Source organism: Arsenophonus sp. PmNCSU2021_1 (genome assembly GCF_036919435.1).
Taxonomy (GTDB): Bacteria; Pseudomonadota; Gammaproteobacteria; order Enterobacterales; family Enterobacteriaceae; genus Arsenophonus; species Arsenophonus nilaparvatae.
Genome location: NZ_JAZHPL010000009.1, coordinates 172,214 through 195,825, shown reverse-complemented (window position 1 = coordinate 195,825; position 23,612 = coordinate 172,214). Strand labels below are relative to the sequence as shown.

The 23,612-nt window shown below is 37.8% G+C and carries 22 protein-coding genes and 2 pseudogenes; 10 read left to right on the top strand and 14 right to left on the bottom strand.

Features of this window, described 5'->3' with window-relative positions; translation table 11 throughout:
• Nucleotides 1-318 precede the first annotated feature (318 nt).
• From V3224_RS20765 to V3224_RS20755, 3 genes are all read right to left on the bottom strand, one after another.
• Nucleotides 319-939, bottom strand: coding sequence for a helix-turn-helix transcriptional regulator (locus tag V3224_RS20765; RefSeq protein ID WP_334472469.1), 621 nt, complete (start codon nucleotides 937-939; stop codon nucleotides 319-321).
• A 231-nt stretch (nucleotides 940-1,170) separates the two neighbouring features.
• Nucleotides 1,171-2,088, bottom strand: a complete 918-nt coding sequence (gene trfA / locus V3224_RS20760) for a plasmid replication initiator TrfA (protein WP_334472468.1) — start codon at nucleotides 2,086-2,088, stop codon at nucleotides 1,171-1,173.
• A gap of 201 nt (nucleotides 2,089-2,289) precedes the next feature.
• Nucleotides 2,290-2,463 carry a hypothetical protein gene (locus tag V3224_RS20755; RefSeq protein WP_290604136.1) on the bottom strand — a complete coding sequence of 58 codons (174 nt, stop codon included), beginning with the start codon at nucleotides 2,461-2,463 and terminating at the stop codon, nucleotides 2,290-2,292.
• Nucleotides 2,464-3,139: 676 nt separating this feature from the next.
• Between V3224_RS20755 and V3224_RS20750 the strand changes: the two genes are divergently transcribed.
• The 7 genes and pseudogenes from V3224_RS20750 to V3224_RS20720 all read left to right on the top strand — a co-directional run bounded on the left by V3224_RS20750 (nucleotide 3,140) and on the right by V3224_RS20720 (nucleotide 8,664).
• Nucleotides 3,140-3,412, top strand: coding sequence for an HU family DNA-binding protein (locus V3224_RS20750; protein ID WP_334472467.1), 273 nt, complete (start codon nucleotides 3,140-3,142; stop codon nucleotides 3,410-3,412).
• Between the two features lie 892 nt (nucleotides 3,413-4,304).
• Nucleotides 4,305-5,270, top strand: a complete 966-nt coding sequence (locus V3224_RS20745; RefSeq protein ID WP_334472466.1) for an Rpn family recombination-promoting nuclease/putative transposase — start codon at nucleotides 4,305-4,307, stop codon at nucleotides 5,268-5,270.
• 198 nt (nucleotides 5,271-5,468) lie between these two features.
• Nucleotides 5,469-5,828 (top strand): ProQ/FinO family protein, encoded by a 360-nt coding sequence (locus tag V3224_RS20740; RefSeq protein ID WP_334472465.1) that lies wholly within the window; start codon nucleotides 5,469-5,471, stop codon nucleotides 5,826-5,828.
• A gap of 235 nt (nucleotides 5,829-6,063) precedes the next feature.
• A complete protein-coding gene (gene parM, locus V3224_RS20735) occupies nucleotides 6,064-7,023 on the top strand; it encodes a plasmid segregation protein ParM domain-containing protein (protein WP_334472464.1) in 960 nt (319 codons plus the stop codon).
• Between the two features lie 20 nt (nucleotides 7,024-7,043).
• Nucleotides 7,044-7,391: a plasmid partitioning/stability family protein gene (locus V3224_RS20730; RefSeq protein WP_334472463.1), complete on the top strand. Its 348-nt coding sequence runs from the start codon at nucleotides 7,044-7,046 to the stop codon at nucleotides 7,389-7,391.
• Between the two features lie 76 nt (nucleotides 7,392-7,467).
• Nucleotides 7,468-7,596 (top strand): Rop family plasmid primer RNA-binding protein, encoded by a 129-nt coding sequence (locus V3224_RS20725; protein WP_442890873.1) that lies wholly within the window; start codon nucleotides 7,468-7,470, stop codon nucleotides 7,594-7,596.
• Between the two features lie 419 nt (nucleotides 7,597-8,015).
• A pseudogene (locus tag V3224_RS20720) lies at nucleotides 8,016-8,664 on the top strand (DNA methyltransferase).
• A gap of 199 nt (nucleotides 8,665-8,863) precedes the next feature.
• On the opposite strand, the gene istB reads toward V3224_RS20720, so the two are convergent.
• The 4 genes and pseudogenes from istB to V3224_RS20700 all read right to left on the bottom strand — a co-directional run bounded on the left by istB (nucleotide 8,864) and on the right by V3224_RS20700 (nucleotide 11,616).
• Nucleotides 8,864-9,625: an IS21-like element helper ATPase IstB gene (istB, locus tag V3224_RS20715; RefSeq protein WP_334472462.1), complete on the bottom strand. Its 762-nt coding sequence runs from the start codon at nucleotides 9,623-9,625 to the stop codon at nucleotides 8,864-8,866.
• A pseudogene (gene istA, locus V3224_RS20710) lies at nucleotides 9,612-10,633 on the bottom strand (IS21 family transposase). The gene istB and the pseudogene istA overlap by 14 nt, the downstream one beginning before the upstream one ends.
• A gap of 229 nt (nucleotides 10,634-10,862) precedes the next feature.
• Nucleotides 10,863-11,159 carry a hypothetical protein gene (locus tag V3224_RS20705; protein WP_334472461.1) on the bottom strand — a complete coding sequence of 99 codons (297 nt, stop codon included), beginning with the start codon at nucleotides 11,157-11,159 and terminating at the stop codon, nucleotides 10,863-10,865.
• Nucleotides 11,128-11,616, bottom strand: a complete 489-nt coding sequence (locus tag V3224_RS20700; protein ID WP_334472460.1) for a lytic transglycosylase domain-containing protein — start codon at nucleotides 11,614-11,616, stop codon at nucleotides 11,128-11,130. Before V3224_RS20700 ends, V3224_RS20705 begins: the two co-directional genes overlap by 32 nt.
• 482 nt (nucleotides 11,617-12,098) lie before the next feature.
• On the opposite strand from V3224_RS20700, the gene V3224_RS20695 reads away from it, so the two are divergent.
• On the top strand, nucleotides 12,099-12,497 hold the full coding sequence (locus tag V3224_RS20695; RefSeq protein WP_334472459.1) for a relaxosome protein TraM: 399 nt from the start codon (nucleotides 12,099-12,101) through the stop codon (nucleotides 12,495-12,497).
• 47 nt (nucleotides 12,498-12,544) lie between these two features.
• On the opposite strand, the gene V3224_RS20690 is transcribed toward V3224_RS20695, so the two are convergent.
• Nucleotides 12,545-13,033 carry an Hsp20 family protein gene (locus V3224_RS20690; RefSeq protein ID WP_334472458.1) on the bottom strand — a complete coding sequence of 163 codons (489 nt, stop codon included), beginning with the start codon at nucleotides 13,031-13,033 and terminating at the stop codon, nucleotides 12,545-12,547.
• Nucleotides 13,034-13,337: 304 nt separating this feature from the next.
• On the opposite strand from V3224_RS20690, the gene cspE reads away from it, so the two are divergent.
• Nucleotides 13,338-13,553, top strand: coding sequence for a transcription antiterminator/RNA stability regulator CspE (gene cspE, locus V3224_RS20685; protein WP_290603823.1), 216 nt, complete (start codon nucleotides 13,338-13,340; stop codon nucleotides 13,551-13,553).
• 486 nt (nucleotides 13,554-14,039) lie between these two features.
• Nucleotides 14,040-14,639, top strand: coding sequence for a hypothetical protein (locus V3224_RS20680; RefSeq protein ID WP_334472457.1), 600 nt, complete (start codon nucleotides 14,040-14,042; stop codon nucleotides 14,637-14,639).
• 64 nt (nucleotides 14,640-14,703) lie between these two features.
• Here V3224_RS20680 and V3224_RS20675 read toward each other — a convergent pair whose 3' ends face one another.
• The 6 genes from V3224_RS20675 to traT form a co-directional block, all read right to left on the bottom strand.
• Nucleotides 14,704-15,435 (bottom strand): helix-turn-helix transcriptional regulator, encoded by a 732-nt coding sequence (locus V3224_RS20675; RefSeq protein ID WP_334472456.1) that lies wholly within the window; start codon nucleotides 15,433-15,435, stop codon nucleotides 14,704-14,706.
• Between the two features lie 110 nt (nucleotides 15,436-15,545).
• On the bottom strand, nucleotides 15,546-16,295 hold the full coding sequence (locus V3224_RS20670) for a conjugative transfer relaxase/helicase TraI domain-containing protein (protein WP_334472455.1): 750 nt from the start codon (nucleotides 16,293-16,295) through the stop codon (nucleotides 15,546-15,548).
• 271 nt (nucleotides 16,296-16,566) lie between these two features.
• On the bottom strand, nucleotides 16,567-18,000 hold the full coding sequence (locus V3224_RS20665; RefSeq protein ID WP_334472454.1) for an AAA family ATPase: 1,434 nt from the start codon (nucleotides 17,998-18,000) through the stop codon (nucleotides 16,567-16,569).
• Between the two features lie 5 nt (nucleotides 18,001-18,005).
• Nucleotides 18,006-20,699 (bottom strand): MobF family relaxase, encoded by a 2,694-nt coding sequence (gene mobF / locus V3224_RS20660; protein ID WP_334472453.1) that lies wholly within the window; start codon nucleotides 20,697-20,699, stop codon nucleotides 18,006-18,008.
• A gap of 3 nt (nucleotides 20,700-20,702) precedes the next feature.
• Nucleotides 20,703-22,760, bottom strand: a complete 2,058-nt coding sequence (gene traD / locus V3224_RS20655) for a type IV conjugative transfer system coupling protein TraD (RefSeq protein ID WP_334472452.1) — start codon at nucleotides 22,758-22,760, stop codon at nucleotides 20,703-20,705.
• Between the two features lie 79 nt (nucleotides 22,761-22,839).
• On the bottom strand, nucleotides 22,840-23,580 hold the full coding sequence (traT, locus tag V3224_RS20650; RefSeq protein ID WP_334472451.1) for a complement resistance protein TraT: 741 nt from the start codon (nucleotides 23,578-23,580) through the stop codon (nucleotides 22,840-22,842).
• Nucleotides 23,581-23,612: the final 32 nt, after the last annotated feature.

Genomic DNA, 23,612 nt, shown 5'->3' with positions numbered 1-23,612 from the left:
ATATCAGCTATATTGGCAATAGGAATACCAATTGCAAAGAGAAAAACATTTTCTTGTTGAGTTTGCGTAAATTCAGGAAACAACTGAGAAAATTGTTTTAGTTCGTCAGAATCACGAGTTTCGCACCAATAAAAAAACGCTCTATTTTTAAGTTTAATTCAGCATAATATATAAATAGAAAAAATCTCATAAATTAAAAATAACTTATTGTAATTTAAGTAAATTTATACGTCTTAGCAAGTTACAGATTAATTATTGTTCTGAAGCCATTTCTAGAATTTTATATGCCCGTGCGAAACTCGTGAGAATAAAAAACACTCATGCGATCCCTCCCATTTCTACAAATCCACGTCCCTTATTAATAAATTCAGCAGGAATATAGCGCTCAAAGCCTTTGGCTTTACCCAATGCTCTTAACTGGCAATCTGAATGAACGCCCGCTTTTTCATAGATAATGTTTAAATGATTATCAGTTGTTCTCGTCCCAATATTTAACCGTCTGGCGATTTCCTTAAGACTTAATCGCTGCATCATAAAAAATAGAACTTCCCACTCTTTAGCAGTAAACAACTTGTTAGGTTTTTCTGTAGTCACGGCATAAGGCTGCATACCATCGACATACTCCAGCGGTGATAAAAACAGGAACTCGTGGGCGTGAAAGAAAGTGCCTAGGTAGCCATTTTCACTACAAAAAAGCGGTAAAAGATGGAATTGCCAAACTTTGGGCGCTTTGTTGTAATCAGATGGCAAATGGCATATTACGAAAAACGGGGATCTTTCAGTTTGTACTTTTTCTATCAATGTTTTCATTTCAGGAGTACGGATTAACTTAAAAAGTAAATCTGTCATTTTGGCATTGGTCTGAATTTTTCCCTCGCTATTGCTAAAACCACAGGGAATATTAGCACTCAAAGAAAGTTTAATCATCTCAGGTTTCATGCAGCACCTCCGATACTACGAAGGTACTCACGCTGACGTGCTGTAAGGTGTTTTGATGTGATAGCAAAGCTCAAAAGCTGCTCGATTGATATGCTGCACGCTTTCATTATGCGTGCAACATGCGTACTATTTCGCATAGTCCGACTCCTAGATGGCTTAGGGTTTGGGTTAGCTCTGTACGAATGCTGAATTCATCCGTACAGAGTGTTATTAATTTACTTCTTTAATAATTTAAATTTTTTTCGCTATCTTACTAATAATTACTTTATCAGCATCATCTATATAGCAATTCCAGCCTGTCACTGAAGCTAGTTCATATAACGCATTTTTTAATCTATATCTAAACATCCTTAATTCTTTTATACTGCTCCCACTTAATTCTCTAATTGTCTCAACTTTAATAGGAACAGGTTTAGAGTGGCTACTGTAGAAACCGTGTATCCATTGAGTTAGGGGTTTTCCTTTTAATTGCAAACGAACGCTTTTTGTAATACCCGTCCAACCAGAATCATCGAAACAAACCACTATTTTTGGATTAAGAATTAAACAACTTTCAGTTGTTTCTTCATCTCGATATTGTTCAAATATCAAACTTCCCATATAGGTATATTTGCCATCAGATATTTCAACATCATTGACTCGTAGTCTCCACAAACTTTCATTTAACCAAACATAGTCTGATTTACCATTACTGCGTCCAATTGATATCAAAAAATCATTAGGAGTAAATTTTACGACTTTCCCTAACGGAGTTGATTGACACCTTTGTAGACATTCTAGCCAAACATCAAGATCCGATTGATCCAACTGTTCACCAGAATATTTAACGGTGTAGCCGTTAAAAGTGGCTTTTAATACATTTTTTTCATATTTTCTATTCCCTTTTTTAACTATACCAAATAGAGCGCTACGTAATATCACATTGGGTGTGGGAATCTGTGTGTTTTTACTAATAGGCAAATGTACTTCCTCAATTTCCTTATTGAATTCAGGATCTATTTTATCTTTTACATTAGAAATTTTTTTGGACGGATTTTCATCACCAACTGTTATTGAGTCTATTTTATCCATATGGTGATCGAGTAACTGTTGATTTCTGTTTTTGACTAATTCCGCAATATTGTTAATCTTAACATCAAGTTTTTTCATATCATCTTCCCTGTGCATAGGCGCACGATAGAAGATAAAAATAAGACAAACTTATTCCCTACTATAATGATTAATATTACAGGAAGATTTTTGCAAAAAAGATTACAAAACAGTATTATTGCTAATGTCGACATTAATTATCCTTGTAATAAGTGTAAAGTTGACATTCAGCCCTTATTTTTGAACGGGTAGGGGCTGAAATCATTTTTTCATAGCTGCAATTCTTTTCTGTTTTACGATAAACAATCGTATTGCATTCGCCGTAACTTCAAACTTTTTATTTTCAGCTAACCAAAACGCGATTCTCTCGTAAGAAAGCCCTTGTTCTCTAAGCCTTAAAATATCATCTTTGAAGTCACTTGTTGTTTTTTTCATATGACACACATTTTTCCTAAAACAGCGAAATAATAAGACAATAATAGCACACCCACAAGCACAAGTGTTATTATCAATAAGGATATTTTTATTCGGGATAACTGTAACGCTTATTCGGGATAGCTGTAACGAAAAGACGGGATATTAGCCAAAAAGTACAGAATAGCTGTAATAAAAAGTCATTTAATAAATTAAAAAGATAATAAATACAATAACTTAAATTCATAAAATGAAGTAAATAGGAAGGCAATGATTCAACCGAGTAAATTCATAAGCCATTGATTTTAAAGATAAAAAAAATAAACAAGGTATTATTTAAGTAATTGAAAATAAAGAAAAAAATAAAACACCCCCCCAAAAAAAAGCCAGCTAATTCTTTTATAATCAAAAAAATAATAATCTTTTTAATCGGCGTTACCCCTGTGGATAACTTTTCCTCCAACAAAAACCCTGAACCTAAAAATATGTTACTACTGAGTGACCGTATTTCTTTGTTACTAAAGTTATATTCCGCTTCCTCGTCTGCTCACTCGCTTCGCTCGGTCACAGACTTGCGGCGAGCGTAGGAGTTTTAATTAAAAAGATTTTTTTGGTTAATCAACACTGAAACATTGCACTATTCAGTTGCTACAGCTAGCATCACTAGAATTAACGTATCCACTCATTCAGGCAAACCATGAACAAAACAGAAGTCATCAATCAAATTGCTGAAAAAGCCGATTTAACCAAAATAGATTCAGAGAAGGCACTGAACGCATTCATTGAAACGGTGACAGAAGCGCTAAAGGCGGGAGATGACGTACAGCTAGTTGGCTTTGGTAGCTTTCAAGTTAAGCAAAGAGCAGCAAGGGAAGGACGCAATCCACAAACAGGCAAGGTTATTCAAATTGCTGCTACCAACGTACCCAGTTTTAAAGCGGGTAAAACTTTGAAAGAAGTGGTCAATTAAGATTTCAGGCAAAAATATAGCCAACGGACTAAGTTGGCTAAATAATGTGATGAAATTTTTATTTTTATATCGATTTCTTATTGGCAATAAGAACCTTAATGAGCAAATCCATAAAATCCATAGTACGCCTATTAGTTAAATTATCAACAAACCTTGCTTCAATACCTCATCTTCGACAATAAACTTCATACTCGCTGTTATATCGTGCTAATGGGCTTAGCAGGAAAGATAACGCAAGGTTACGTGCAATATATCAACCTCTCACCGCTTCGCGGGCTTCGGCGATTTAACTATAGTCATTCTCTGTCACTATCTAGAATCGCCTTCCATGCCTAACGGCATTAAAAACCACTATAAGCGATTCCACTCGACACAAAATTATTGGCAATACGTTTTGATGAGTTAAATCACAAAAACGCCGTACAGAGCGTTTTAGGAGGCTTAAAATTGATTTATGAACTAGATGTGAACTGCAATATCAAAAAATTTTCAGATTTCTCTAAAATTCCCTTTAATCGATTTTTCGGGTGTTTTCAGATAGAAAAAATCTGATTTTACACCAAAAATTGCAGTAGATGCCCTGCACGCCTGCCCGTTAAAAGTGTCGTTTTTTGTGCAGTTGCACAACGCCACTCAACGTATGCTAGTACTGGCCTTTCCTGTGATTTCAGGTGAGCAAAAACTTGTGCAAATCCATGCACTTTTATGCAAAATTATGCACTTATTTTTTATTGAAAAATAAGCCTAGCTTTTCAAAAAAACACCCCGTGAAGTTAACGAGGTGTTTTGATGGCATGAAGGATTAATGTCATGTAATGAAAAGATTGCTCATTCAATATAGCCTATTCGTTTGTTATGATGCAATTTGTTATGTAAACAGTGAAAATATCGAATGAGTAAAAAATTCTCCCCAACGCCACACGATAGTGTATTCAAGCAGTTTTTAAGTGAAAAAGAGACGGCTAAAGATTTTTTCGATATTTGGCTTCCTGATGAGATAAAATCGCTGTGTGACTTAGATAGTCTGAAAGTAGAATCTGGCTCTTTTATCGATAGTGAGATGAAAAATTACCAGAGTGATATTCTCTATTCAGTCAGCACCACGAAAGGAAGCGGATACATCTACGTATTAATTGAGCACCAATCTACCCCTGATAAACTCATTGCATGGCGGTTGATGCGTTACTGTATGGCTGCCATGCAGAAGCATCTGGAAGCGGGACACAAAGAGCTGCCACTCGTTTTCCCCATCCTGTTTTACACAGGTGAGAAAAGTCCTTATCCCTATAGTACTGATTGGTTCGACTGCTTTAGCGGGCGGGATATTGCCGAAAAAATATATACCAAACCGTTTCGATTAGCAGATGTCACCACACTTGAAGACGGTGAGATTATGAAACATAAGCGAATGGCTTTGTTGGAGTTGATACAGAAACACATTCGGCGACGAGATATGACCGAGTTTCTGAATGAAATTGTCACGCTGCTGTCGTATAATTATTATACCGATAATCAAGTTATTACTATGTTTAACTATCTCATTCAGGAAGGTAACGCCAAAAAGCCAATGGAATTTATCACTGAGATAGCCAAACAATCAGAGAAACACGAAGGAGCACTTATGACTATTGCTCAACAAATTGAAGAGATCGGAATTCAAAAAGGTATGCAACAAGGTATGCAACAAGGTAAAGCAGAAGGCATTCAAGAGGGAATGCAGAAGGGTAAAATTGAAGGCGAAAAACAGGCTTCGATGAAGATAGCGCGTCAACTTCTTGAGAAAGGCGTAGAAAGAGATATCGTGAAACTATCAACGGGTCTCACTGATACTGAAATGAGCAACCTGTTTAAAGATTAAAACGATGACGGAACGCAAGAAATTAACCCTCAATCGCCCTGGAAAGGCTTCACAGGAAGAACAGACTTCAAGTACCTCTGTTTACGGTAAAAAGGTATGGGTAAATGCTGCGCCTAAAAAAAACAGGCAAAAAAGCCTCATCCTCCGAAAGTAGCAAAACAGCAACCCAAGAAATCGGTTGTTAAACCTAAACAGGCAGTGAAGGTTAAAATTCCAAAACCACCCATACCGCCCAAAAAGCGATTGCCGTTAGAGGAAGCGATTTCCCAGATAACCACTTTTTGGCCTAATCTTTTTGCTGATAGCGAGTTGCTCCCAATGAAAATTGGTATCCAGCAAGATATGTGGCAAGAGGTGAAGGAAAAGGACTTACCGATAGCCAGAAAGCGTTTGAGAGCCTGTTTAGGTAGTATTGGACATCATGCTAATTATCGCGCACTTATCCAGTTAGGGGCTAGTCGTTATGACAAAGACGGTCAGATAGCTGGAGAGGTTACCCAAGCGGATGTTGAGAATAATCTGCAACGTTTAGCACGACGAAACAAGAAAAAAATATAACCAAAGATAATAATCTCAAAGTGAGTAATATTATTATCTTAATATGACAAAAATTGTATTTTTTTGTTCTCAAATTGAGATTTTGTTATTTTTTGTTTCAATTTGAGTTATTTAATTCTCTATATTTGCTTGTTTGTGCCTATTTTTATTGACACTCATAATGATTTTTTATTTGAGATTTGGCTCATTTTGAGTTAATTTATGTAAATACAATTGCCCTTATTGAGTTTTATTTATGTTGAAAATTGCCTGTGATGATGGTTCTACTAGTGTTAAATTAGCCTGGCTAGAAAATGAAAAAATAGTGACACATATATCACCAAATAGCTTTAAAGAAGGTTGGAATACTGAGATATTGAGTAATAATCCCGTATTCAATTATTTAGTTGACGATAAAAAATATACTTTCGATATCGGGAGTAGTTCTGTTATTGAAACAACGCACGTGTCCTATCAATACAGCGCGCTTAACCGACTCGCCATTCACCATGCGCTTTTAACTTCGGGTTTACTCCCCCAAGATATTGAGTTGACTGTGACGCTTCCTGTTACTGAATTCTTTACGGAAGATGCGCAAATTAACGAAAAAAATATTCAGCGAAAAAAAGAAAATATTTTAAAGAAAGTTAATATCAATAAAGGGGAAAACTTTGACATCGTTAACGTGATGGTGATGCCTGAGTCTATTCCGGCAGTGAGGGAAGTATTAATAAAAGATAATATTTCTTCTTTAGAACGAAGCTTAATTGTTGATTTAGGCGGAACGACATTAGATTGCGCCGTAATTCAAGGTCTGTTAGATAATATTTCAGAGATTAAAGGTAATTCTGAAATAGGCGTATCAAAGCTGACTAAATCTGTTATCAATGCCCTTTATCTTGCCTCATCACCGAGTAGTTATTACATTGCCGATGAAGTTATTAAAAATGTGAATAATATGGCGTTACTAAAAAAAGTCATTAATGACCCGAAAAAAATCACTCACATTACTGAAGTTGTGATTGAGGGTTCTAAAAATTTAGCGGACAGAGTTATCTCTGAGATTGAGAAAATTAATAATATTAATCGAATTTATTTAACAGGTGGGGGTGCTGAAATTATTTATTCTTATGTTAACGATTATTTCAAAAATCATAAGGTAGAGAAAATTTTTGAACCGCAATTAGCCTTAGTTAAAGCGATTGCTTTGTCTTAACTGAATAAGGTTAAAACTTTATGAATAATAGTCGAAAAAAAATCACTGCTTACCTTCATCCTTCAATATATCAACAGGATAAAAAGGCCATTGACTTTATTGAAAACTTACCTAGTCAACTGAAAGGCGATTTTTATCGTCAGGCAATAATAACGGCGGCGGCCTTATCTGAGATGGATAGTCGTTTGTTAGGATTGATTAGTACTTTCTATTCTAAAGAGTTTGATATTAATAATTTTTATTCAATTTTAGAGCAGACAACAGGCAGAGAAAAAATCAGTCAATCTGTAGAACTTAAGCATGAGGCGACTAATGAACTTTCTTCTGAAAAAAATGTGTCTGCTATGTTATCAAATCTGAAAAGATAATTGGCGAGATGAACTCTCTCATTAATGTATTAATTCTTTTAACAAACTATGAACAAGCAAGAACTATCAGCCCTCAATATGGCGGGTTTTATCATTAGATAAGCTCAATCAACTTAATCTGGATGATTGTGCAGATGAGTGCGAAGAATTGCACGACATGGCAGAAGCACTTTATCTTAATTTGAAGAGAACACTGGAAAGATAATTACTCACTCCTATTCTTTGCACAGAAAAACAAACAAAAGATTGTAGTTACTCATAAAAATAAGGATGTCGCCGCTAATGGCGGCTCCGCTTATGTTTCCCTACGGGGTGTTAGAAGCACAGTGAAAAAAAGCGTATCGCTTAAATAAATTTAATTCCGCCAAGAAATCAGATTTATCCATCGCATTAATTTGAAATTTGAAGGACTCCCTTACTGCCCGATGCTAGCTTGCCATACGCCCATTTTGAGGGGACGGCAAGCCTTCAAGTGGCTTTCGCGGCATATCCTCGCCATACATGGCTCCGGTATTCCACGTTCCACTTGACCCCAAATGGTCAATGGCTTCGTGACATCGGGCAGTAAGGGAACGGTGACACGGGGTCACCTCCTGCTGTCCCACTAAATAGGAGACACCTGAAATGTCCCGATTTATACAGGGTGACAGCCTGAAAATTATGTCAACTTTTCCTGATAATGCAATCGATTTTATTCTCACCGATCCTCCCTATCTGGTTGATTACACGGATCGGTCAGGACGCTCAATTGCCAACGATAAAAATGACGAATGGCTAAAGCCCGCCTGTCAACAAATGTTTCGCGTATTGAAGCCAAATAGTTTGATGGTCAGTTTTTACGGCTGGAATCGGGTTGAAAAATTTGTTGATGCGTGGAAAAAATCCGGCTTCCGTATGTATTGTTGGTCATCTCGTTTTCAAGAAACGTTATGCGTCAAAAACTGGTTTTTTGGGGCACAGCCACGAAAATGCTTATCTGCTGGCGAAAGGCCGTCCCGTGATGCCCGTAAAGCCAATGAAAGACGTACAGTCATGGCAATATACAGGCAATATCTATCATCCAACTCAAAAGCCCATCAGTAGTTTACAACCGCTCATAGAGTCTTTTACGCAACCTCACGCTATTGTACTCGATCCGTTTGCAGGTTCTGGCTCTACCTGTATCGCTGCTGCGCTTTCCGGACGGCGTTATATTGGTATTGAGCTTCTTGCTGAATATCATGCCATTGGTCAACAACGTATTGCTGCTTTGCGTGCTCGTCGGGCAGCCTAGAGAGGACATTAAAATGAATTATTCTGGTCATGAAGTACTACGAAAAGAGGTGGCTTTACTCGTTGAGAAAATGGATATGTTTTATATACAACTTTTCGAATTTGAGCGGAAATATTTATATGACTCTGCCGAATGTCAACGATCACCGAAAACTGATCCACTTTTTAGCTAAATCCGATCAATCAAAATTGATCCACTTTTACTCAGTCATTGCTCCTGAGGGCCGCTTATCTTTCAATCGATAGCTTTCACCGCTTAATTGCAGTACATGCGAATGATGAAGTAAACGATCAAGCATAGCGGCAGTTAATGTTGCGTCATCAGCAAAAGCATTTGGCCATTGCCCAAATGATAAGTTACTCGTCAATATGACACTGCCATGCTCATAACGCTTGGCAATCACATTGAAAAACAGGTTTGCTTCTTCTCGCCCAAACGGCAGGTATCCAATCTCATCGATAATCAACAATTTCGGGGCCATCACCGAACGTGATAGATATTGTTTGAGCTTATTTTGTCGTTTGGCAGTTGAGAGTTGCAACATCAGTTCAGCTGCCGTGGTAAAGCGGGTTTTCTTCTTGGCCTGTACTGCTTTTAATCCTAACCCAATAGCTAAATGCGTTTTGCCTACACCGCTTGGGCCAAGCAACACGACATTTTCATTACGTTCAATAAACGTTAATGCGCTTAATTCCTGTATGTGTTGTTTGGGGATCCCCGTTGCAAACTTAAAATCGAACGTATTAAGTTCTTTATGTGCTGGGAATCCTGCCATCCGACTCAAAAGATTACGGGTTCGTTCATCTCGTTGTTGTTGCTCACATTTTAATAGGGACAGTAAAAACTCTCCGTAGCTTTTGTCTTGGGCAATGCATTGTTCGGCAAGTGATGACCAATGAGTCGGAATAGAATTTAATTTCAATGACTCACACAGGTGTTCAATTTGTTCATGCAATAACATGTTCACCTCCCAGCAATGCTTCGTATACGCTGATTGAGTGTTGCAAACTGACAGATTCAAGCGGCGGTACGATACGGATATTAAGCGTATCAGTCTGCGGGATAGATTGGCAAACCCTTGCTGGTAAGGGTAGAAGATACTTAACTTCCTTAGCTAGTCTATCTGCTGGCTTCTCTAACGTTGTTCCATGAATCCGCTGATGGGCAACGCGTTGTAACCAGGGCCCCACTCTTGCATTAGCTATCTCAATATCCAGTTCAAGATTATGAGCACGAAGGTCGGTATTTAATGGTACGATAAAGCTGTTTTTTAAATAGTGGTTAAAGCGCTCTACTTTCCCTTTAGTTTTTGCCCTGTAGGGCTTGCAAGCACACAATTTAAACCCGTAATCTTTCGACATGTAATTTATGTTCACATTCTGCATAAGCATCCCGTTCGATGATGAGGGATTTTGCGTTATCACACAATATTTCGTGTGGTACACCACCAAAATAGTCGAAAGCTTCTCGTAAACCTTGTTGCCAGGATTCTGCTCGTTCATTATCAAAGAACTTTAAATAACTCGCACGCGAATAGCCTAGCGTTGCACCAAACGCTTTTAGTGATTTTTTACCTCGCCGGATGCTGGTGAAGTCGATTTGCATTTGTTGACCTGGCTGTGTTTCAAAACGGACGACAGCTTCGGGAACAATGCTTGGTTTAAATTGACAAACAAATCGGCGTAATTGAGCAATACCGCCTTGATAGCCGCTTTCAACTACTTCATCAAATAAGACTGTTGCAGGGATCCAATCAGGTTTAGCCAGTTCAATTCGATGAAGCAAATAAGGTTAAGGGTGCTAATTTAGTCGGTTGTTGACTTCTTTTAGCATAAGTTGGCATTGTCTGTTGTTGTAAATGATGTTTTACGGTGTTACGGGATATGCCCAATTCACGGGCAATTTTTCGAAGGCTTTGTCCTTGTGCAAAGCGAACATGAATATCCACAAATATCTCCTTGGTTAACATAAATTATCCGTACAAAAATGTGCGAATAATACCAAGTGGATCAGTTTTAGATGATCGTTAGTGGATCAGTTTTGCATGATCGGTGACAGCCGAACTTACCGAGCGTTTAGCGGCGCAACTGATGAAGCCGATTAAAAAGCAAATGCAAGAGATTTATCAACAAGTTATTTTTCTAGAAAGTGCTTTTAAAGATTAATAGAACGGGCGGTATATCCGCCCAGTTATTTTATTATTTATCTTTTTGTTGTTTATTTCTTTTAAAATCAGCAAGGCTAATGACGGGGGCTTTTCTTTTTTTATTTTTGCGTGGTTTTATCACCGGAATATTATTATGATAAATAAACATAATAGGTTTATCATTTTCGTTTCGAATTTCAATCTTATCAAGATTAATATTTTCCCCATGAAAATAAAGATTCACGCCGGAAAGAAATTCAATGTCATAAAATTGTAATTCCTCAATCACTTCACAAATTGCATTTTTAAGACTTTGTTTATTCCAGCGACCCGTAAATTTTATTCTCATTTATTCTTCCCACTTTTATTTTTTGATAATGTCGATAAATTTTATTGGCATAGTGGAAACGATTTTTAATTGCTGTATTGGTATTTCTCATTCCCGCGTTATACATACCAACGGCTAACCAATTTTTGCCGTAGAGAGCAAAATTACGACTTAAAATCATTGCCCCTATATAAATATTTAAACAAGGATGATTGATTAAGGCATTTACAGATAATGTAGGATATTCTTTTTTAATGGCGTTAAAGGTTTTGCTATTAATTTGCATAATCCCTAAATCGAATGAGCCATCTTTATTTTTGTTTTTTGCATGGGGATTAAAGTTTGATTCTTGTCTGGCAATCGCTCTTAAATAATCGGGGTCAATTTGATAATAACTTCCTGCTTTATCAAAACAATCGGCAAGCGATATTTTTGAGATAACAAGACAAAATAGCCACATTAAATTTTTAATTTTCATTACTCATCTCTTTACTTAAAAACATAACAATTCGGCATATTGTCGCCCCTATAAAGCAAAAGGATTTTTTAAAGATATTCCAATCATCATATTCATTTTACCTACCTCAATCCGCTTTTTCTACCACTAACTTGCACTCGACACATGCAAAATAAACTTTGCATAATTTTATATTTAAAATTCAGTTATTTATATAAATATAGACTATTTTATAATCAACAAAAACGATAAGTAAAAAATATTTTTTAAATAAGTTATGACTATTTATGTTATAACTACATGTTATTTAATAACAAAACATAAAAATAAAGTTTATATTAATTTTTTATTAAGTTTTAGCTTAATTTATAAATAGTTTTAAAATGTGATGTAAGTCAAAATTTATTGCAATAAATAGTTTTTAATTAATTTAAATATAGTTATAACTTAATTATAAAATACAAAATTAAGTGTAAATTTAATTCATTTTTTTGAGGTTTGAAATGAAAGACGAAAAAAATCATCCTGTTCTGTTGAAGATTCCTTTTAGTATTATGGATTTTATCGATGAAATGGTCGATGAAAAATTAAAAGATGGTGAAAATAAATCTACGGCAAACCGGACGGCGGTTGCATTGGAAATACTAAAAATAGGGGTCAGAGTTTTAAAGAAAAAAAATGAACAAATGGGCAATAAGGATATTAGTTTAGATGAAAAACTCTCTTTAATCGCTGATGCCGTGCTTAAATCAGAATTGAAGTTAGATTCTATGTTTGAATTTGCGCATAAGCGACCACAGGATATTGATGATAACATGATTAAAGCATTTGGTTATCAAGCTGTGAAAGAAAGAATTAACGAAGTGGATTATAAAGTTAGTCATTTTTTTAGACAAAAATAAAATAACGCTTTTTTATTTAAAGCCCCTGAAATTAGGGGCTTTAAAAGTTATTTTTTGTGCTCAATAACTTCTGGTTGAGACGTTTGACCAATAGCGATTTTTTGTGGTTTTTGTTCTTCCGGTATTTCGTAATTAAAGGTTAATGTTAGCAATCCATCGGCTAAGTTGGCATTTTGTATTTTTATTCGATGGTCAAGGTCGAAATTCATTGAAAAGCCTTTTTTCTCAATACCTTTATGTAGCCATTTATCTGTTTTGCTATCATCGTTACTTTCTTCTTTCTCTGTTTCACTTTTTCCGCTGATGGTCAGCTTATTATTCAGCACCGATATATCTAACTCGTATTGTTTATAGCCAGGAACCGCTACGGTGAGTTCCAAATTCTCTTTATCTTTTTGGTATAAATTGTAAGTCGGAATATCTGACAAAGGTTTTTCACCGGTTATTCGGCTAAACAGCTTATCCATTTGGGTAAATCTGTCGGATAACAGGTTATCACTGAGCATAGGAATAAGAGAAAAAGAACGATAAGCCATATTGTCCTCCTTTTTGCGCTTATTGACTTTACTTTTTAAATAAGAACTTTCCTCATTATTTTCAAGTGTCTAATAACTATTTTTTTACGAAAATAATTGTTGCATTAAATACAAAAGTATGACTTAATTAAGCCTATTCTCGAGGCTAACAATCTCTTTTTATTAGTAAAAATTTTAAGTAATTCAAAATCTAGCGATATCATAATACCTCATTCATTAATGAGTTCCTTCTGATTAAATACCATTAGTAAAATCATGTTAATCTTTGATATTTTTGATTAATTAACAAAATTAAGGAACGTATATGTCAAGTATCAATACAGGTATTGTTAAATGGTTTAACGCTGATAAAGGTTTTGGATTTATTTCACCCAAAAATGGCAGTCAGGATGTGTTTGTTCATTATTCTGCTATTCAGGGTAATGATTATAAAACGCTTTATGAAGGGCAGGAAGTAAACTTTTCAGTCGAAAGCGGCCATAAAGGACCTTCGGCAACTAATGTGATAGCCTTATCGTAGGATTGAATTCATTGATATTATCGCGTGGTTATCTTTATACTACTCGATAATTTCGTTTAGTTAGTAACAAATATCCGCTTGCCACTTTCACCTATCAGAGTTCCGTTACCACCCTCAATATCAAAATAGTAAAGTAAGCCTTTATCTGTTAGTTTACGTTCTCGTAATCTTATTATTTTGACAACTCCTTCGTTGTAGAAAACGGACATACCAGGTTCTAGTCTTCGAAATGTTGTTCTGTGTTTGTTGGGTTGAATCATGATAATTTCCCCTGATTGAGATGTAACCAAGAAAAACGAAAAATCGATTTATTGTTGGGGTTCTAATTTCGAACCCCTTATTATTTATTTTTTTGGAGAATTTTCCCTGATGTGAACACTATTTATAATAATTAAAAACTTAAATTAATCACCTCAATATAGGTATATTCTTGCTATCTATTGGTTTGTTTTTTTACTATATTATTAGTAATAAAAAGGAATAATAATGAAATGTAGACATGCGAAAGATACTGATCTGGAAAATGTATGTGATCTTCTGGCAATAGTATTTTCTGAAGAACCAGTACACCAGCTTATCTTCACTGGTCGTGATCGTGAAAGTCTTATTGATGTATTACGGAATTTTTTTCGTATTTACGTTAACCTTGCCAGTAAATATGGAGGTATACTTCTTGCAGAAAATGATGCAGGGACTTTGGTCTATTTTCGCCCTGAAGCGATGGCAATAAGCAAAGAAGAACTCACTATAATTGATACTCAGTTACGTAAAGTGTGCGGTGTAGACTATCCGAAAGCACTGGCTTTTATAGACGGACTTGAACAATATCACCCTAAAAACCTTCCGCATTACTACATATCTCTTCTTGCCGTAGAGCGTTCGTACCGAGGTAGAGGCTTAGTGGGTGATTTATTGAATGAATTTAATGCTATCCTTGATAAGGATAAATTACCTTGTTACGCTGAATGTACAAGGTTTAGCACTCGAACCTTAATTAGAAGGTGGGGGTATTTTGATACTTCCTTACCGATAAGTATTGATGGCTTCCCTAATTTATATCCGGTTTGGCGTGAACCTCAGAGCTGATCTGCTTGTAAAACCGTTGTAGTTATATCTGGTAGTTGATAGGAAACCTTTAAGAACTCGATTTTTATGTTATTTTATTATTTTTCTCTGTTGGGTGAGAAATAAGGTTAAGTTTTACACTTAAGCTGATGGCATGCTTCGCATTGATGACGCCAAGTTTTTTTACAATATTTCCCATATGAAATTTTACAGTGTTTTCGCTTATATTAAGTATGATGCCAATTTCTGAATAAGTTTTTCCTATGCTACACCAGTAAAGTACCTCTGATTCACGGGGAGAAAATATAATTTTTTCAGTTTTTTTTTCATTCTGATATAAAGAAAGAAGCATTTCATGGGTATGAATTAATAATCCCTGAAGTTCATCTTTATTACTATTAATAAAAAAACTGATATCTTTTATTAAAAATTTATCTATATATAGAGATAATATGGCTAAGTTATTAAGGTGATCATGCAAAACAAAGGCATAACCGCTAATATTAAGCGTTTTTATTGGTTCAAAGACTTTTTTAACTGGCCATATGGATTTAATTTTAATATCTTCGTCCCAAGAAAAAGACGAAATACGATTTAATGCTTTAATAATAACAGGATCAATGTCTTGAATTTTCTTGTTAAGATAATTATTAATAAGATCATCAGATAAATCACTAATGATCATCATGTCATCTGTGTTTTTTTTATTCATCACAGCGTAGACGTAGTTTATTTTGTCATATCTAGCTAGTTGTTTATCCAAATGCTGCTTTATATAATTATTTTTTTGTATATTCGAAAAAAAATTACTAGCCATTAAATTTTTTCCTATTGTAAGTGATGGAAATAAAGGTTTTAAGGACAATTTTTATTTTATATGCAAGTGAGTTACCACAATTAATAAATTTCAATAATTAACAAAATAAGTTAATCTCCATATTCCTTTTCTTTAATTTTCTGTTTTTGTTCATCTTCATGATGATATGAAATATTCATTTCATCGTTTTCTTTTTCCAGTTTCTGAGGTTCTTCTTCGAGTTGAATTTCGGGTATTTTCTCATCATCATGCAGCAGTGCTGATTCTAATGTTATGTCCTGATTATCATTAACTTTTTCTACCTCCATATCTTGCGATAAACTCTCAGGGATTTCATTTTTAGGGATGTTATCCAGTTCAATCACAATCGAATGGTCTTTGGTATCATTTTTTAGTGCCTCATCAAATTGTGACAACGAATAAAGATTGATGCTGTTTTCATCATTACCCTTATTTAATACAATATAGATGCCATCGGATGCACCTTTGTAAGTAGCTTCTTCGAGGTCTGTTTTCCCTGTATAAACGCCCACCGGAATATGAAGATTTCCCTGCTGAATGCCGTGCTCGTTGGTGACGGGTAATAATAATTCTGGTCGGTCATGGTGTGAGAATCTGGCGATTTCAACCAGGATTTGGTCGATTTTTTGCGCTAATTTGGTGTTGCCTACTTCTTTGCTGTTATCCCAAATTCTGATTTCATTACGAGCCAGCTGGTCTTCCTGTTTATTCAGGATGTCATGCGCGGTTAATCTGTCCCCAGAATTTTTTGTCAGGTTTTTCATCCAGGTATTGCCATCTGATAAATAAAGCTGAACGTGTTCTTTTGCGCGGGATAATTCCACATAGGTATTATCCATTGCTGTAAGGGTACTCGCGCCTTCATAGACGATAACATAACCTGAGTTCGGGATAAGCGTTAGTTATGAGAAAATAAAAATAGCTCATTTATCAATAAAAACCTTTTAAAATCAATAAAATGATAAAAAAAGGAATATTTTTAGTTGGTTGTAGGTTAAAAAATAAGCTATTTTCTCTGCTAAAATCATGAAAAAAGCCAAAATTTAGCACTGTTTTATGTAATAATTTTAATTTAAGTAATTGAATATATAATGAAAAAATTTATATTCCTTATCCCGAACTCAGGTTAACATACGGATAAGAAGCGCCTTGTGAAGCATAGCTTGTGATGGCATAGGTGTAATCCAGGTGTCTATCAGCGTATTCCTTTTGGGGTTGATAGGTGACGAGCTTGCTGTTTAACTCAATATAGAGCTTATCGTCCTCAATCCGCTTTATCATGCCCCTGTCGTTATTGGCAATATTGAGGTCTTTATCGGTTGTGGTGAGGCGGATTTTTTCACCTTCTGAGACCTCAATGGTTTTGTCTTCAAAAAGTGCGACGACGGCAGGATTCACTTCAAGCGGCGACAGGTATTTCTCCTGATTATTTTCCCGATTTATCAGACTAACAATGCCTTCTTTTGAAACCTCTGTTATCTCAAAATAGTGTTGATTGATTTTTGCGACGTTACCCAACTGGTTTTGCCAAAATTGGGTATCTTTTAAATCCGCTTCCTGATGGTTAATGCTTTGTAAAACAGGGATATGGGCTGATTTACCCAGCATCTGTTGACTTTGCATCACCGCATGAATGTTTTCATTTAACTGATTTCGATCGGCATTTAACGGGGTGATAATCACCGTGTTATCACGGGCTTCTTTCGTTCTGCCTACATAGTCATCAATCACCATTTTTATCATTTGATTGTCGTTTTCCTGTGGTTTACCTGATAAAGCGCCCTTCATGATTGCGCTTTCGGGAATAAAAGCACCATTATCCCTTGCTACTCGGTCAGGGGAAACCTGACGAATAATATCCAGTGATTTTTGCGTGTTTCCGGCAATTATTGCTTCAATAGCGGGTTTTAATTCGGGGGTTTGTCTGACGATTTCGTCCATCACGACTTTGTCTGCGGCACTTCGTTGCCAGGCGAGGGCAAAAGGGGCACCCCGTTCGAAGGCTTTTAGCTGTTTTGCATCCCCTGAGAGGACGACTCTCCCTGCATTATCCGTGATGTTAACCAGTAATTCTGCCAGGGTTTTATTACCAATCATCGAGCTTTCATCAATCACAAACAGGGTATTTTTATACGATATTTTTAGATTGTTCTGGTGCTTTTCCATCAGGAAACTGGCGATGGTTTGGGACTTTATGCCCGCTGCCTGTAATTCATTGACGGCTTTATGGGTGGGTGCGAGGCCAACGACATTCACATCGGGTCGATTATCGTTAAGGGCTTGTGCTACCGTTTTAAACTGGGTGGTTTTCCCGACACCGGCATAACCTTGTATCATGATTGTCTGGTCTTTTGAGGTTAAAACGAGTTTGGCGGCTTTTTGTTGGCTTTGGGTTAATCCGGTAAAATTTAGTTTTTCTTTATTTTGGATTAACGGAAGTTGACTGTTTTTTCCCTGTAAAATCTGCGTGAGGATTTTTACTTCGTTATCAAAATCTTCTTTGCGAATAAAGCGCCCATAAAGCTCGTGTGTTGTTTCATCCACGCATTTCACTTCGCTTTTTTTAGGCGTTGTTTAAAAGCATTTATACAATCATTAAACGAAAAATCACTGGATTTTGCTGCATCGGTTATCACACCGAGGCTATTAAAAACCATACTTGATTTTGTCCGCCGGTCAATGGCGATGTTTAGCTGTTTTTGAATATCAGGGGTGACATTATTTTTAGCAACCTCAGTGGCTTTTAAGAATGATTCATCACCTTGCTGGATATCAGAAAGCACAGTGGTGCTAATTTCACTTTGTTGTAACCGTTTTTGGATACTATCCCTATCCAACCCGGTAATCCCGATAATGTTTTTTCCACTACGCCTTATCTGATTGATGGTCGAATTATTGACCTCTTTTTCGTTAAACACCGCAATCACGGTTTGATTTTTATTGAGACTGTTTCCAAATGCTTCACAGTAGTGGTATTCCAGTTTGCAATCGGCTTTTGGGGTAAATGACGCTTTTTTACCGTGCTCATCTTCCATGATGATTTTATCGGTAAATAAAAAATTGCCTTTTTTTAGTTCTGTGACCGTAAATGTCTTTCCTGCCTGGATGTTTTGGCCAAAAACTCCGGTTGATTTGACGCTATCGCCTTCTCGAAGCTCCATCTCTTGCACCTTGAAAAGACGGTAGTGACTATCGATTTTATTAATTGAAAGCGCAGACGTGTTGCCGAATTGGTCTTGTAACAGGAGTTTATTATTTTGTTTGCTAATACTTTTTATCTGATACTGCTGCCGTTCATTTTCTGTTGTGCGCTCAAGTATCATGCCGATGTTATAGGTGTTGCGCTGATTGCGGTTTGCGGCATCTAAAAATATCGATTTTTTAGTGGTCACTACCCTCTTGTTTTCAGACAGTAATCCTTTTTCGATTAAAATATTACGGGTTTGGGTGGTTATCGCTTCTTTTGTTGGGTTATTGCCTGCCTGAATGATGACCTCTTTATTTAAGGCATAAAGGTTAGCAAAATGATTCGCAGCGGCCTGTATTCTGCTTGCTTTGTCCTGGTCAGGAATAAAATAGAGGTGTTTATCGGCATTGGATTCAAAAGCGTTAATCGGTTCAGCGCCGAGCGCGCGGGCTATCTCACTGGTCAGTCCTTTGTTTTTACGGCTGGCGCTATCTAATGCAATAATCGTGTCGCCCTCGGCATAGGAACGACTGAGTAATGCCGCGACTTTATTAAGGAGTAAATGCTCAGACTGGTAAATCCCGATTAATTGCCGTTTATGGTTGTTTTTCTGTGCGTCATTTAAATAGTCATCAATGCTGATGGTTTTTACTTTTTTATTGACATGCTCTTGTAATTTATCGCTGATTTTTTTATTCGGCGTAATGATAACGGTATTTAACTTGTTTTCTTTGGCAAGGGCATGGATTTCGTCTATCACCTGAATTTCATGGGCAAACCCGCCTTTAAGATTAACCAGATTAAACCTGACATTGTTTTGCGTGATATTTTTGGCTAACGCGCTTTCTTGTGTTGTTGTTAATTCATGTTTACTGTACCGCAACTGATGAATGAGTGTGCTGACCGCATTTTCATGTTTAAGGTGGGTTTGGGTGGTTAACAGTGTGCTTTCTGAATTAAGCGGCACCAGATTCCTGTGTTTAATCGCCTGGTTAATTTCCTTGCGTAATGTTTCTAATGCTTTCGGCTGGCAAGGGATGCGATTAATGACATGGGTTAATAATGTATCATAGGAAAATCGGGTGTTTTTATCTGATAGTACCTTAATGGATTGTGAGATGGCATTTTTAAGGTCGATTTCAGGTGTTGATGGGGTGACGGTTTCTGCTTTTTTCACGTTATCCGCCGAATAACCGGTTTTCGCCAGCGTTTCTTGCCATTCTTTATGCAGTGTTTCGACATTGGTAAAAGTTTTTGCCTTACGGGTTGCTAACACGGCAGCACTTTTTTGTTTAGCAGAAGCGGTTTCGCCTACCGCCTCAACAACCTCTTTGCGTCTGGATGAAAACGGTTCGGTGGGTACGCCTTCTATTTCCCATAAACCATTTTTACCCGTTGAAATAAACGAAAAACCCTGCTTTTGTAAACTTTCTTTTAGGTGCTGGCGATAAATAGAGCCAAAAGTAACCTGTAAATAGCGGATAATTTCGTTAAAGCCATTGCGATTGATGGTATCCGATGACAGCGTTTTCCAGCCCCTTTTATCTGACCAGGTGGCATTAATTAATAAGGCATGCGTGTGTAAATTAGGATCGAGATTGCGGTTAGTCGTGTGAAGGAAAAGGGCAGCAATCGTATTGCCGGTGATTTCCGTTTGCGTGACCCCTTTTGTCATTGAACGGGTTGAGGCCACGCTTTCAATCTCGTTGAGTGCTGACAGTACTGCCTGTTTGTGTGCATCTAACACCGCGGTATTGCCTTCAACCAAAGCTAATACCGACACACTTTTAGGGGCAGAAAACGTTAAGTCATAGCCTGGTCGATGCTGATTTTTACCGGCTTTATTAAAGGTTAACTGTGTGCCATCCGGTAGCTTGCCTTCGAGCATCTGTTCAAAGATATTTCTATCCACCGTGCCGGTTAATCCTAACCGCTCAGCGCCTTTACCAAACCACCCACTCCCTTCTTCACCGACGAAGTAATAGTTGTCCTTTTCTTCATAATAGTTGGCACTGGCGGAAGCGCCCCCACTAGTGAGATTTTTAACAGAGAGCATAGGCTAAATCTCCTTTTCTGTGCTTTTTTCATGTTTTAGGTTGTTGTTTGTCTCCTGTGCTGGGTTATCCAAGTTGTTCTCTTCTGCTTCTAATACTGGTTTGCCGGTTTTTGCTGTGCCATAATAATTAACCGGCTCAACATAATGGGTCTTTTCAGCGGGATGTATTTCCATCGTCTGCGGGTTGTTGGTCTGGTTTTGATTGTTTTGGTCTGATTGCGTGCGCCGACCGGTGACCAATTTATCCACTTTATTTTCAATCCCCGATTTATTCAGTTCCTGTTCAATCTGATTATCAAAAATGGCTGAGACATCACGCTCAATTTTCCCAGCGGCAATCGTTTTATATGTTTTATGTTCCAAGGTGAGTTTAACAATCGGCACATCACCCAGAAGCGAGACAAAACACTGCAAATCATCCAGATTCTGAATATCCGAGAAGCTGACAATTTTTTCACGGGTATCTTCTTTGGAGAAGTTAACGCCATCACGAATGGTATCGACCCCATAACTATACTGGTCACGGAATTTCAGTAAACGGGTTTCGCCCAGTTCTTTTTGTACCCACTCCGCCACACTGCCACTGGGGGCACGGAAATACAAGGTGGTATTAACTAAATCCCAAATCGCCCGCGCTTCCTGAGCGCCATAGTTCGCTTCCAGTTGCGAGAAGTTTTGAATGCCGATGAGGGTTGCACCACCAAACTTACGCGCTTCTGAAAGGTAATCGAGAATAACGGGCAGTTTATGAAGACTGGGCAACTCATCTAACACTGTCCAGATACGCCGTTCTCTACTCGGTGGTAAGGCTAGCACGGATTGCATGGTGATATTGAGCCAGGTGCTGATTAACGGCTTTAAGGCAGCATGCAAGCGACCATCACTGGAGATAAAAATCCAGGCATCTTCATCAGCATTTTGTACCCATTCCCGAATAGAAAAAGTCGGCTTGCCTTGTTTTTCTAATCCCTGACAGTAGCGTAAGGCTTTGACATAAGCACTTAATACGGTACGAATGGTCATGGCGGTTTTTTCAATACTGCCATCAACTAAATTAGCCGCATCGGTGCCTTGCACAAAATCATGCAATTCAACCAGCGAAATGGACAATAACCGTTGTAATAATTTTTTAATCGAGCGGTCAGGGTGCGCGCGCATATGTTCAGCGGTCGCAACAAACAACAGGCGAGCAGACATCAGCCAGAACGGGTCACCACTTTTGGCATCGGGGAATAACGGCAGGGCAAAGGTTTCAAAATCGGCGCGGTCTTGACATTCGCGCCATAAATCCCAGTTCGGGCAACGGGCATCCATCGGGTTTAAGATAATATCTTTGCCTTCGCGATAAAAAAGCGGAATAAAGTTATTGCCTTTGTCATAGATAATCGCTCTTTTTCCCTGTTGTCTTACCTGACTCAACAGGTCATTAATGGCGGTGCTTTTTCCTGTTCCCACCGTGCCATGTAAGCCAAAGTTTTGTTGTTCACTGTTTTCAACCAGGTGCAAATCGCCAATCTTAAGTGGTGATATTTTACCTTTGGCTTTTAAAAACTGGTTAATTTCTTTTACCGAATTTGCCAGATAGCGACCGCCAATAATCTCATTTTTTCGCTGCTGCGCGCCTTTTTTGCCTAACCACCAGAACACCGCCACAATCAGGCTAACAAAGGTAAAGGAGGCAACACCCCACGCCCAAAATGCCGGGTCTTTCAATAACACATAGCAATGAATAAAATACCTATCGAGGCGTACCTCGCGGGCGGTTTTTTCAAATTCAACCACCTGACCGGTTCGGGGGTTTAACCAGTGAAAGGTGAAAGTGCCGCCTTCGCTGGTACCAATTGCTTCCTGTAGCGGGATGACCAGCGTATCCATTGCCCAATAGGATAACCCGTGTATCATTTTCTCGACGGGGATTTGCCAGGCGATGGTGGCAAAAAAGACAAAAATGGTAGCCAGAATTACCCAGAACGCCACGATATTGGCAATCTGCATAAACATCGCCACCATGTATTTAATTACCTGACCACCCTGGGTCATGTTTCTGGCATCAAGACTCATTATCAAGTTTCCTTAGCGAGATGAAGCCCAATTCGTTATCGAAAAAGCGTTAAGTTAACTGGGCTTTATTTTTCAGAAATTAAAGAATATTGGCGATACTTTTGGCTAACTGGTTTTCCAGTTCCGGTTTCGCTTCTTCAAATTTCAGATTGACCTTGTTGGCATTGGACACAATGCGCGTCTGGTATTTATGGCGATTGGTGGTTTCGGTGCTGGTCTGAAGTTTTGCGCCTGAGGTGCCCTGTTTTAAGCGTGCGGTATCATTTACCGTCACATTGGTACCTTTACTTAAGGCGCTAATTTGCAAATCGGTGATCATGGTGTAATTTACATCTTCCACCATGGCATCGACCGCGGCGCCAACCAGTCCTGCGGCTAATCCAACACCTAATGCGCCGCCGGTAGAATCGACGTTATAAGCCATGGCACTTGCGCCCACTGCTGCGCCAAGGGCAGCGCCTTCATAACCTTGCGATAAAAAGCGTTGGGCATCTCTTAAGTCCATCTTATCGGCTTTTAACACATTGGCCTGTATCCAGTAATAGGCGGCGTTGGGGTTATTCACCACGGTATAGCCTTTCGCTTCCACCGCTTTTCTAATCAAGCTCAGTAAATCCGACATATCTTTATCGGAGGTGTTTTTAATTTGCAAGTAAACGGTTTTCTGGGAAGCGGGGTCTAACCAGATAGTTTCGCTCATTTGGGTTTTTACTTCGAGGTTGCGTTTTTTCACTGCCGTACTGACTGCACTACAGCCTGTTATAGCCACAGATGTCGATATTAAACTGACCAAGATTAAACGCTTAAAAGGGTGTGCCATTTTAAAAAACTCCATATTAAAGGTATAAGGGA